The organism is Rhodococcus sp. (in: high G+C Gram-positive bacteria) (assembly GCF_049591685.1).
GTDB lineage: Bacteria > Actinomycetota > Actinomycetes > Mycobacteriales > Mycobacteriaceae > Rhodococcoides.
Genome location: NZ_JBAWFH010000432.1, coordinates 1 through 11409, shown reverse-complemented (window position 1 = coordinate 11409; position 11409 = coordinate 1). Strand labels below are relative to the sequence as shown.

Sequence of the window (11409 nt, the reverse complement as noted above, 5' to 3'; positions counted from 1 at the left end):
GTCGAGTAGGGCATGTTCGAGAATCATCGCGTCAGTATTGCTGCTCTGTCTCGGGTAGCAGTAGTTCCGACACGCCGCCCGCATCGTCGAGTACGACAGCCGCGGCCACTACGACCACGACAACGACGGCTTCGTCGCCCGTGTCGATACCTCCGCCGGCGCCCATCCCGGAACCCGTACCTGCAGCGCCCGTTGTCACCGAGCCCTTGCACGCGAGGCGAACACACCTACCTGCGGCGGCGTCACGTGCACTTACCCAAACGGCGCTTCCTACCCGGATCCGAATGCAGTGCCGGAGGATCGGTGCACGAACCAGATCGACTGCGCCAGCGACCCGCGGTCGAATGCGGAGATCAACTCGATCGGTGCGTCGACCGGTCAGTGCCCGGCACCCATCGGGTGAGACCAAAAAGCTCCCCGCCCACAGTGGGCGGGGAGCTTCTGGATTCCGGTCGAACTAGCTGACGCTCAGTGCCAGTTCGTCGTTGGCAACGTCGACCGACACTGAGCCACCTTCGGTGAGGATGTCGTCGAGCAGCATGTCGGCGATTCGGTCGTCGAGGGCACGCTGGATCGAGCGACGCAGCGGCCGCGCGCCGAACTCTGGCTGGTGGCCGTTGGCTGCGAGCCAGTCGACTGCCGATTCGCTGAAGGTGATCTCGATGCCTTTCGCGGACAGCCGCTCTCGGCTTTCCTCGAGCATGAGGTCGGTGATTCGGTGCAGTTGCTCGGTGTCGAGCTTGCGGAACACGACGATCTCGTCGATGCGGTTGAGGAACTCGGGCCGCATGGCATCGCGCAGTCGTCCCATCACCCGGTCGCGCAGTGGCTTCTCGTCGAGCACGCCGGTGTTGAAGCCGGTGCCGCCGGACTTGCTCGAAATGATGTCCGATCCCAGGTTGCTGGTCATGATCACCACGGTGTTCCGGAAGTTGACGGTGCGGCCTTGGCCGTCGGTGAGTCGGCCGTCGTCGAGCACCTGGAGAAGCGTGTCGAAGACATCCGGGTGCGCTTTCTCGATCTCGTCGAGCAGGATCACCGAGTACGGATTGCGTCGAACCTGCTCGGTGAGCTGGCCTGCCTCGCCGTACCCGACGTACCCGGGAGGGGCACCGACGAGTCGGCTGACGGTGTGACGCTCACCGAACTCGCTCATGTCGAGCCGGATCATCTTCTTCTCGTCACCGAACAACGAGCCGGCCAGAGCCTTGGCGAGTTCGGTCTTGCCGACACCGGTCGGGCCGAGGAACAGGAAGCTGCCGACGGGTCGATCCGGATCGCTCATCCCGGTCCGGCTGCGACGGACCGCGCGGGCGATTGCCTTGACGGCGTCGTCCTGTCCGACGACACGCTCGTGCAGTTCGGATTCGAGGCGGCGCAGGCGTTCCTTCTCCTCCTGCGTCATCTGGCTGGCCGGGATGCCCGTTGCGCGGGAGACGATCGCGGCAATGTCCTCGGCGGAGACGTCGAGGGCTTCGTTGTCGCTCACGTCGCCGCTCAGGCGTGCCTGCAACTTGGCCGACTCGTCCCGCACCTGCGACGCGCGCTCGTAATCCTCCTTGGCGATGGCCTGTTCCTTCTCCACCTCGAGCGTCGCTATCTGCTTCTGGACGGCGTCGACGTCGACGCTGGGGCGGGTGAGCTGCTTGCGAGCGCCGGCCTGGTCGATCAGGTCGATGGCCTTGTCGGGCAAAAACCGGTCGCCGATGTAGCGATCGGACAGTTCGACGGCAGCGTCGATCGCCTCGTCCGTGTAGCGAACGCCGTGGTGCTCCTCGTAGCGGCTACGAAGACCGGTGAGGATGGCCTTGGCGTCGGTGACGCTGGGTTCGGGCACGGTGACGGGCTGGAATCGACGCTCGAGAGCGGGGTCCTTTTCGATTCCCGTGCGGTACTCGTCGAGTGTGGTGGCACCGACGATGTGGAGTTCACCGCGAGCGAGCTTGGGCTTGAGGATGTTTCCGGCATCCATCGCGCCCTCGGCGCCGCCGCCTGCACCTGCGATGGTGTGAACTTCGTCGATGAACACGATCATCTCGTCCTTGTGCGCGGAGATCTCGTCGATCACCTTGGTGAGGCGTTCTTCGAAGTCACCGCGGTAGCGCGTTCCGGCCACCATGGACGACAGGTCGAGCTGAACGATGCGCTTGTTCAGGAGCCGATCCGGTACTTGACCGTCGACGATCTGCTGTGCCAATCCTTCGACGACGGCGGTCTTGCCGACGCCGGCTTCACCGACGAGGACGGGATTGTTCTTCGTGCGGCGCGACAGAATTTCGATGGTCTGCTGGATTTCGTCGGCGCGGCCGATGACCGGGTCGACACCACCCTCGCGGGCACGCTGAGTCAGGTCGACGCCGTACTTGTCGAGCGTCGGGGTTGCTGACTCCGACTCCGGCGCAGCAACCGAACCGCCGCGCAGAGCAGTCTGCAGGCCCTCGGGCGTGATGCCCTCCTCGGCCAGCAACCGACCGGCGATGTGCTCCTGATCCGCGGCGAATGCGAGGAACAGGTGTTCGGGATCGATATACGTCGAACCCAGGGTCTGAGCGATGTGATGGGCCTCGAGAATGGCTGTCTTGAGCGTGCTGCTCATCGCGGTCGCACCGACCGGTGTTTCGCCGCGTGACTGCGGGAGGCGCAGCTCCACCGCATCGACGACGGCGGGGGACTGGGCACCTGCTCGCTGCATGAGGCTACGGGTGGGGTCGTTCTGTGCCATGGCGTGCAGAACGTGCAACGCATCGAGCTGTGCGTCGCCGCGGCCTGCGGCGAACGTTGCAGCATCGCCGATGAGCGACTGGGTCGACCTGCTCATCAGACGGCTGATATCGATGCGACGTGGGCCCTCGGGTCCCAGGAAAGCCGGCATTGAGTTCCTCCTACGGAAGCTTGAGCGTCTTCGACTCAACTAACATGCCCGAGAGGTTATCAATTCCCGCCGACAAGAAAAAATCCGCTAGCGCTTCTTCGTTCCCGGCAGAATGCCCGCGTCGATCACTGCCTTGGAGTACGGGCGCACGCTCGCCACCAGGTCTTCGGCGTCGGACACGCCCCGCCAGATGGATGACGCCGACGCGTCGGTTCGAGCCTCGATGTGGGTGTCGAGTGCGACTCCGGCATCTGTCAGGATTTCCTTGCCGTCGGTCTGGGTCAGAAGTCCGCGTGCTTGCAAACGCCCCGCTGCCGCATCCCATTCCTCGTCCGACCACTGGCGGGTGAGCTGGGTGATGCGCTTGCCGAGGTTGCGTCGTGCCCCTGGGCTCGGGTGCTCGGCCTCGTGGAACACGACGGCTTCCGTCGGGTCCAGTTCGGCGTCGACGAGGGTTGCAATGTGGCCGTCGCCGCGCCATTCCCTGACGACCGCGATGGCGTGCCACAGCGCGAGGTGCGGCTCGTCGGGTCGTCGAGACGCCTGCCACGCAGCGGACAACGGGCGCCCTGCGAAGACTGCGGTGTCGGCGATGTCGTGAAGGCGCTGCGCGATCTTCGGTAGCTCGGGATCGACGGCAAGGGGCCCGAGCGCTTCGCCGAGCACCTTGTCCATCATCGACCATCGCTGATCGGCGATGCTGCTGAGACCGGCCTCCAGCGCCTGCGGCCACACTCGCTCGATCAGAACGGGATTGAAGTTGTAGAACGCAGCGGCGACGACACCGGCCGGACACGATCCCATCGGCGCAGCTCGCGAACCGACGTACCAGGCGTGGCCGTCGAGCCCGGTCTGCTCGCTGACGGACCTGAGCAACGGGTTGAAGTACGCGGTGACGTGAAACGGCTCGAACGTCTTGTACGCGGCGCGGGCGATTGCGGTCGATGTGTCGCTGCTCATGGTGCCCGAACCTACCTGCTCGGGGCAGTCGAGCTACCGAGATGGACGGAACCGAAACGAATTTATCCGCGTCCAACTCACTAGCCGAACACCTTCTGCGGAAAAGAGATGCACCGAGGATGAACGTCGATCCAGCGATACTGCGTGCGTTCGCTCGCATGCTCGAGCAATCCTCCGGCGCGCTGCGCGGACTGGATGCGGCGGCACCGTTCGGGACGTCGGAAAGGGCCGTGAGCGGCACCGAGTTCGACGAGGCGAGCACCTTCTGTTCGACGGCCACCACGGCAGCAACCGTTGCTGTCGCCGGCCGCATCGATTCGATCGCCGACGTCGCGGCCGGCGTTGCGCGCGACTATGCGATCACCGAGGACGAGTTCACCGCGAAGTTGGCGACGATGGACGGCCCGAGATGACACTGACGATCTCCCAGGTGCGGGAATGGAAACCAGAGGCGCTCCTGTCCACCGGAGCGGCACTTCGTGAACTCGCAGAACAGATCGACGGCCAACGCACCAGCATTCTCGAAGAGCAGGACACGCTGGCCGAGTCCTGGAGCGGCCAAGCTGCCGACGCGGCGGCCGCCCGCATCGTCACGGAATGCGTACGCATGAGTGCCGTCGCGGGGCACATCGAAGCGCTGGCCGACGCCTACGACAGCGCGGCAGGAATCGTGGGTGCCGCTCGCGATCATGTCTTGTTCGAGGTGGCCGCCGCGATGATGAGCACGTTCGGCGTTGACGGTAGTGGTGTGGCCGCCGAACAATCCACGCGAATTGCCGATGCCCTGGAGCAAGCAGCCGAAGCGGCCAACACTGCTGCGCGCAGGCTCGAGCAACCGACGTACCACCTGAACGAACTCGGTTCAGGCAATCCGCCGGGACACTTCGTGCAGGATCCGGGTGGTGGTTTCACCTGGGAGCCCGACGTGCGGACGACCACAGCTTCGACGGTGATCGCAGGGATGACGACGGCGATCAAGGAGGGGTTGAAAAACGCATCCGAGGCGTCCTTCGACGATGTAGCCAAGAACGTCGGACGTGGATTCGGCGCGTTCGGCTCTGTTCTCGCCATGGTTCCGTCCATCAAGAGTGACATCGACGACGGTAAGGACCCGACCAGGGCGGTCGTCATCACCGCGACTGGAGCCGGCGCGGCAGCGGGAATGGCCGCTGTTTCAGGCATGGCAGTTGGGACGGCTATTTTCCCGGGGGTCGGCACCGTCGGCGGTGCGGTGATCGGCCTGGCCCTCGGGGGTTTGGCCGACTGGGGCGTGACGAAGAGTATGGAGTGGATGTGGTGAGCGAGCACAGCTCTGCCATTGCCGCCGGGTACCCAGGTTGGATGGTCTACTGGCCCTTCCCTCTCCGGCCGGGAATGGTGTTGCTCGTGTCGATGGTGTTCTCTGGCGGCGCGGTGGGGCTCGGGGCGTTCTTCGTCTGCATGCGATCCGGGGAATGGGTAGGGGCATTCGGCGGGCTCGCCACGTCGGTCGCCCTTTTGGCGCTGTGTGCGGCGACGCGCGATGTGACCGGGCTCAAAGGATCGCGGGTGCCGAGGTCCGTGGTGACGGTTCGAGGCGATGAGCGCCGCGGGGGGTTGTTGTTGCGGTGCAAATCCATTCGCCTCACAGCCCTGTCGTTCTCCATGTTCGCGATGTGGGGTTTTCTAGCAGCGGCAGTGCAGTTCTCCGACAACCATGAGTCGATGCTTCGCCGTCGCCACGACAGCGATGTGGGCGGCTGGGTCGTGCTGGGGATGGGCGTGTTTCTGATCGGGGTTGTCGTGCTCATGGCCTTTCGTACCAAGGCCGATGTCGGACTCCACATCGCAGGCATCTCGCGCACAGCGCGGCGGTATCGGTTCTTCGGTTGGCGGTACGAAGAGGATTTTCTGCGCTGGGAAGACGTCGACGAACTCCGAGTCGATGCCTTCTACGTGCATACCGACTACATCTCGGTCATGAATCCGGTCATTCGCGTTGTCTCCCGCACACTCGACCCGTCGCGGAAGCTGCAACGACTCGACACCGAAGACTCTCTGGCGCTGAGCCCTTTCCAACTCGGGGCGGATCCGAATGCTCTCATGGCTTTGATGCGGTGGTGCCATGAAAACCCTGAGGTTCGTGAGCACCTGGTTCACCAAGATGCCCGTCGTCTGCTTCACGCACCGCCGCTGCGAGAACGATTGCGACGCTCTCGCGAAGCAGTGAAGAGTTCGAAGTGATTACAACGACTGTGAGTCAATACCTCACCGAGCAAGGAGTCGACCTCCGCCCGGCGTCCCACGACGAGTGCTGCCGACTCCATCTCGCGCTTGCTGCGCCCCCAGGTTGGAGACAGGTACCCGAGCTCGAGGTCCCGCACGCTGCCGCCGCGTACTTCGACGAAGCGAACATCATGGACGGATTCGCACCCAATGTTGTCGTACTCGTCGGCGCACTGTCGCGAGCAGTCGCCGCCCACGACGTTCTCGCTCATGGGTTCGCCGATTCCCGCGCCCTACCCGAATGGACCGAAATCACCCGCGACGATGAGAACTTCTGCGGCCAACCGTCGGTGTCGATCAGCGGGCGCTATCGAGTCGCCGATCGTTACCTGATCGGTCGCACGCGCTACACCATTGTCCACCCTCTCGTAGATCAGTACCTCGTGCAGGTAACCGCCACGATCTCGGCTTCACAGCGGGACACGCTGGGGCCCGGCCTCGAGGAGTTGAGCGACGCGGTAACAGTTGGACGGCTTTGACCTAGCGGCCAAGGCTTCGGGCGAGAAACACACCGGTATGTGTGTCGGTTTTCACCAGTTCGTCGACGGTTCCGGTGAAGACCACCGTGCCGCCGTTGTGGCCGCCGTCGGGTCCGAGGTCGATGACCCAATCCGCAGCCGCGACCACGTCGAGGTTGTGCTCGATCACGATGACGGTGCGTCCTTCGTCGACCATGCCGGACAGCAGTGCAATCAGCTTGGACACATCGGAAGGATGCAAGCCGGTCGTCGGCTCGTCGAGAACGAGAATTGGCGCCGAGCCCACCAGCTCGGTGGCGAGCTTGAGACGTTGACGTTCACCACCGGACAGGGACGAGAGGTTCTGTCCGAGTGACAGATACCCAAGTCCGACGTCGGAGCAGCGGTGCAGAATGTCGCGGATCTTCTTGACGTCGAAAAAGTCCTGTGCGTCCTCGACGGACATCTCGAAGATGTCGGCGATGCTGATGCCATCCACGGTGTGCTTGATCGCGCCGGGGCGAAACCGTCTGCCCTGGCACGTTTCGCACATGCTCGACACCGGATCGGTGAAGCCCAGGTCGGTGAAGATGATCCCGCTGCCCTGACAGTCCGGGCATGCGCCGTCGGAGTTGGGGGAGAACAGGGCGGCCGGCTGGCCGGTCTTCTTGGCGAAGTATGCGCGGATCGGGTCGAGCAAGCCGGAGTAGGTGGCGGGGGAGGAGCGACGCGAACCGCGGATCGGGGATTGGTCGATGATCACCGCGTCGGGCGCAACCGAGCGCAGATGGCCGTGAATCAGGCTCGATTTTCCTGACCCGGCGACGCCGGTGACAGCCGTCAGAACCCCCAGTGGCACATCGACACTCACGTTCTGCAGGTTGTGCGTGCTGGCCCCTTCGATGCGGAGGTAATCGGTCGCAGTTCTGGGTGCACGCACGACGGCGTCGCCCCTGCGGAGAGCGGTTCCGGTTCTGGTGTCGGCTAGTTTCAGTTCGTCGAATGTGCCCTCGAAGACGACGGTTCCACCTGCTTTGCCTGCGCCGGGGCCGATTTCGACGATGCGGTCGGCGATCGACATCACCTCGGGGTCGTGTTCGACCACCAGGACGGTATTACCCTTGTCGCGCAACGCAAGCAGCATCTCGTCGAGACGGTTCACGTCGCGGGGGTGCAGTCCGGTGGTGGGTTCGTCGAACACATAGAGCATGTCGTTGAGAGTTGCGCCGAGGTGGCGAACCATCTTGATGCGCTGGGATTCGCCGCCGGACAGTGAGGAGGTGGCGCGGTCGAGGCTGAGGTAGCCGAGGCCCAGGTCGACGAGCCGGCGCAATTGCGTGACGATCTCCGAGCGGGGACCGTCCAGGTCGCGCAGGTGCCAGCCGTCGATGAGATCGGCGAGTTCGGATACCTGCATCGCGAAGGCGTCGGGCAGCGACAGGCCTTCGAGGGCCGCACCGCGCACGGTTTCGTTGTAGCGGGTCCCACCGCATGCCTCGCATCTGCCGCGGGTGACGATTCGATCGAACGCAGCTTTCGCCTTGCCCTTCATTGCGTCGGCGTCTTTCGAGAGGTAGCTGCGTCGGAACCTCGACACGATGCCCTCGTAGCTCTTCATGATGGCGTCGGTATTGACCACGTCCACTTCGCCGGGTTTGGCGTCGAAGAAAATGTGTCGCTCCCGGGCGGAGTACTGCTCGACGGGGACGTCGAGGTCGAACAGACCCGAGTCGGCGAAGACGCGGTACGGCCATTTGCCGGGCTCGAAGTCCGGATGCTTGAACGGTCCCTCTCGCAGTGACTTCGATTCGTCGACCAGTTCGCTCATGTCGATGACCTTGGCTTCGCCGAGCCCGTCGCACTCGGGGCACATACCGGCGGGATCGTTGAACGAGAAGGCGTTGGCGTAGCCGATCGACGGCTTCACACCCCGCGACCACAGCATGCGCAGCCAGTCGCCGATGTCGGTGATGGTGCCGACGGTCGAGCGGGGGCCGCCGAACAACCGCTTCTGGTCGACGATGACCACCGCCGACAGGTTGGCGATGAGGTCGGCGTCGGGCCGCCCGTAGGACGGCAGGAAGTTCTGCGCGAACGCGGTGAACGTCGAGTTGATCTGACGCTGCGCCTCGGCAGCAATGGTGTCGAAGACCAGCGAGGACTTCCCGGACCCGGACACCCCGGCGAACACGATCAACTGTCGCTTCGGAAGGTCCAGGTCTACCTCGCGCAAATTGTTCTCGCGCGCACCTCGAACAACGATCGTGGACAGGGCTTCGGGCGTGGTCATCGGGCAGAACACCTTTCACCGGGCATGGGGCGTCCAGACCGAGCCGAGCGGACGCGTCAGCAGTCTACCGTACAGTGTACGAGAGTGCTGACGCATCCAGTGTGCGGACTACTTGCGCCCCGCTGCCCATTGCATGCCCCAGCCGTATTTCTTGTCCAGGTCGGACTGGCTGCCCTGGATGTATTCGACCTGACGGGTGACGGTGATGCCTTGTTTCCCGTTCTCCAGCAACGCGATTGCACAGATGCGGGCCGAGTTGCTGGCGGAATCTAGCTTGACCTCGACCTGCGGGCCGGAGGTGGGGAAGAGGGTTACGACACCGTCGACGGCGGCCCAGTTGGGGGCACCGTCGTAGATCATCGCGAAGATCAGGATGCGCTTGAACAATTCGGGACGGGCGAGGTTGATGTGCATGTTCTCGCCGCCGGTGACCGTTCCCGAGCGGTCGTCGCCGTCCAACGCGATGTAGGGAGCTTTGTCGATCGCACCGAAGCTGTTGCCCAACGCCTGGATGACGCCTTTCGAGCCGTCGGCGAGTTCGTAGAGGCAGCCGAGGTCGAGGTCGACGCCTCCCGAGCCGTACGACGCGGCCGCCAGCTTGGCGAGGAAGCCCTTCTTCTTCGGCTGAGGAGCGTCCGCGCCGCTCGACCAGTTGAGGTTGACGCGCATCGCCCCCTGCTTCTCGCCTGACTTGGTGAGGCTGATGGAGGGCGCCGACTTCGACAGCGTCACCTTGCTCAGGCTCACCGCCGGAGTGCCGGGCGCAGGGTTGCTCGGCGTCGGGGTGCTCGGCGTCGGGGTGCTGGGTGTCGAGGGCTTACGGGTGTAGTCGATCGGCATGAGGGGGCCTTACGTTCGAGTGTCCGGATTGCGTCATTCAGCGTAGCCGCGAAACGCTTTCTTGTCGGTACCCCTCGGTATGGTTCGACCCATCATCTTCACCGCGCCACTCGACGCACTTCTCGCCTGTACTTCCCCAGGAGGTTGTTTTGACCAATCCACAGCTGTCTCTTGTTGCTGCACTGCTCGATCGATCGGGTTCCATGCAGAGCATTGCCGACGACACCCGCGGCGGTTTCGATTCGTTCATCGCGAAGGAGCGTGCGGAGGGCGGGAGCACCGTCGTCACGTTGGCGCAGTTCGACGATCGGTACGACCTCGTCTACAGCTCCAAGCCAATCGGTGACGTGCCGCCGTTGGAGCTCTCACCACGGGGAATGACTGCCTTGTGCGACGCAATCGGGCGCCTCGTCACCGATGTCGGCGCCTCGCTCGCGGCGTTGCCGGAGGATCAGCGACCCGGCTCGGTCACCGTTCTCGTGATGACCGACGGTCACGAGAACGCAAGCAAGGAGTGGACCAATGTTGCTGTACGACAGTTGATCGAGCAGCAGGAACGGCAGTATCAGTGGGACTTCGTGTTCCTCGGATCGAACATCGATGCAGTCGACGTGGGTACCGACCTCGGGTTCGCGCCGGACAAGTCGATGACGTACGTATCCACCACAGTCGGTGTCACGGCTGCGTTCGACTCGGTCGCGAGCTACCAAGGAAGAAAGCGTGCCGTAGTGATGGGTGCTCCTCCAGCGCAGGGTTTTTCGGAGTCCGACCGGCGACGCGCCCGCGGGGAGTGATCGGCGGCCATCGGCTTCGGCCACGCTACGCAACGGAACGCGTGCCGTTGCGTAGCGCGGTCACCAGCGCAGCAGGATCGTCGACGTAGATGCTGATGCGCCGAACGGACGCTGTGTGGCGATGCCGAGCCAACACCACAGGTAGTCGAATCGAAATAGGCTGTCTCAGAACAATGTCGACGTTCGTCCCGTCCATGTTGGGAAGGAACAACCGGTCGGCGACCACGACTGGATTGGTTTCGGAGAATCGGCGCGTAAGCGACGCTGATGCGATGACCGAACGATCTATCGTGGCGACGATTGCGCCGGATTGCCTCAGCACGAGAGTGTTGTCGGTCAGATAGTGCGGACGAACGCGGTGTACCGCCAGATAACCGGACAGGGTGAGCAGCGACCACACCGACAGCACCGCAAGGAGTATTCGGAGCCACGGCCACGGAAGCACGAAATGCAGTACGGCGATCTCCACGAGAGTAGCCACGCCGAACGCTGCGGGCAGCACCAGCGACCCCCGGTTCGACCGGAACGCCAGCCCGCCCGGTTCGATGTCGGCATCGCGACCCCGCATCCACAACCACAGTGACGTGTACGCGCGCGCTTCCGCCCGCAACGAAGGCCATGTCGGTGAATTGTCGGCCGTGGGGGTCTTCACGAGGGACCACCGGATGAGCTGGCGAGCGCGCGCTGAACCCGCAAGACCACCTCTCGCTGCGCAGCGTCGGGGATCACGACGTCGAGCGAGACCGGCATGCCCGTCTCCGTCGACGCTGACGTGTTGAAGTGCTTGGCACTGAACACATCCGTGTTCTCGAACCACGCGATCAGCTTCTGAGACAGGACTTCGATGTCCGGTTCAGCCGACGCCGGGGTTCGCCCTGCGAGTTTCGACCAGTCGGCGAGAATTACAGCGTAGTGAGGACGGTGTTTGTC

Annotated in this window: 11 protein-coding genes and 1 pseudogene; 5 read left to right on the top strand and 7 right to left on the bottom strand. The window is 63.9% G+C overall.

Annotated elements, in window-relative coordinates; all coding sequences use genetic code 11:
• Nucleotides 1–31: 31 nt before the first annotated feature.
• The 3 genes from WBQ44_RS18260 to WBQ44_RS18250 form a co-directional block, all read right to left on the bottom strand.
• On the bottom strand, nucleotides 32–199 hold the full coding sequence (locus WBQ44_RS18260) for a hypothetical protein (RefSeq protein WP_495568086.1): 168 nt from the start codon (nucleotides 197–199) through the stop codon (nucleotides 32–34).
• 258 nt (nucleotides 200–457) lie between these two features.
• Nucleotides 458–2872 carry an ATP-dependent Clp protease ATP-binding subunit gene (locus tag WBQ44_RS18255; RefSeq protein ID WP_495568085.1) on the bottom strand — a complete coding sequence of 805 codons (2415 nt, stop codon included), beginning with the start codon at nucleotides 2870–2872 and terminating at the stop codon, nucleotides 458–460.
• An 87-nt stretch (nucleotides 2873–2959) separates the two neighbouring features.
• Nucleotides 2960–3832: an SCO6745 family protein gene (locus WBQ44_RS18250; protein WP_495568084.1), complete on the bottom strand. Its 873-nt coding sequence runs from the start codon at nucleotides 3830–3832 to the stop codon at nucleotides 2960–2962.
• A gap of 119 nt (nucleotides 3833–3951) precedes the next feature.
• Here WBQ44_RS18250 and WBQ44_RS18245 point away from each other — a divergent pair, with 119 nt between their 5' ends.
• Genes WBQ44_RS18245 through WBQ44_RS18230 form a run of 4 tightly spaced genes read left to right on the top strand, consistent with a single transcriptional unit; the run spans nucleotide 3952 to nucleotide 6576 of the window.
• On the top strand, nucleotides 3952–4245 hold the full coding sequence (locus WBQ44_RS18245; RefSeq protein ID WP_495568083.1) for a hypothetical protein: 294 nt from the start codon (nucleotides 3952–3954) through the stop codon (nucleotides 4243–4245).
• A complete protein-coding gene (locus tag WBQ44_RS18240; RefSeq protein ID WP_495568082.1) occupies nucleotides 4242–5132 on the top strand; it encodes a hypothetical protein in 891 nt (296 codons plus the stop codon). Before WBQ44_RS18245 ends, WBQ44_RS18240 begins: the two co-directional genes overlap by 4 nt.
• Nucleotides 5129–6055, top strand: coding sequence for a hypothetical protein (locus tag WBQ44_RS18235; RefSeq protein WP_495568081.1), 927 nt, complete (start codon nucleotides 5129–5131; stop codon nucleotides 6053–6055). Before WBQ44_RS18240 ends, WBQ44_RS18235 begins: the two co-directional genes overlap by 4 nt.
• Nucleotides 6052–6576 (top strand): LpqN/LpqT family lipoprotein, encoded by a 525-nt coding sequence (locus WBQ44_RS18230; RefSeq protein WP_495568080.1) that lies wholly within the window; start codon nucleotides 6052–6054, stop codon nucleotides 6574–6576. Before WBQ44_RS18235 ends, WBQ44_RS18230 begins: the two co-directional genes overlap by 4 nt.
• 1 nt (nucleotide 6577) lies before the next feature.
• Here WBQ44_RS18230 and WBQ44_RS18225 read toward each other — a convergent pair whose 3' ends face one another.
• Both WBQ44_RS18225 and WBQ44_RS18220 read right to left on the bottom strand, forming a co-directional pair.
• Nucleotides 6578–8845: an ATP-binding cassette domain-containing protein gene (locus WBQ44_RS18225; RefSeq protein ID WP_495568079.1), complete on the bottom strand. Its 2268-nt coding sequence runs from the start codon at nucleotides 8843–8845 to the stop codon at nucleotides 6578–6580.
• Between the two features lie 108 nt (nucleotides 8846–8953).
• Nucleotides 8954–9685 (bottom strand): TerD family protein, encoded by a 732-nt coding sequence (locus tag WBQ44_RS18220; protein ID WP_495568078.1) that lies wholly within the window; start codon nucleotides 9683–9685, stop codon nucleotides 8954–8956.
• 149 nt (nucleotides 9686–9834) lie between these two features.
• On the opposite strand from WBQ44_RS18220, the gene WBQ44_RS18215 reads away from it, so the two are divergent.
• Entirely contained in the window at nucleotides 9835–10479 is a 645-nt protein-coding gene (locus WBQ44_RS18215) for a VWA domain-containing protein (protein ID WP_495568077.1), read from the top strand.
• Between the two features lie 25 nt (nucleotides 10480–10504).
• On the opposite strand, the gene WBQ44_RS18210 is transcribed toward WBQ44_RS18215, so the two are convergent.
• Nucleotides 10505–11131 carry a hypothetical protein gene (locus WBQ44_RS18210; RefSeq protein ID WP_495568076.1) on the bottom strand — a complete coding sequence of 209 codons (627 nt, stop codon included), beginning with the start codon at nucleotides 11129–11131 and terminating at the stop codon, nucleotides 10505–10507.
• Nucleotides 11128–11409 (bottom strand): annotated as a pseudogene (locus tag WBQ44_RS18205) (MerR family transcriptional regulator); the annotation flags it as partial. The pseudogene WBQ44_RS18205 and the gene WBQ44_RS18210, both read right to left, overlap by 4 nt.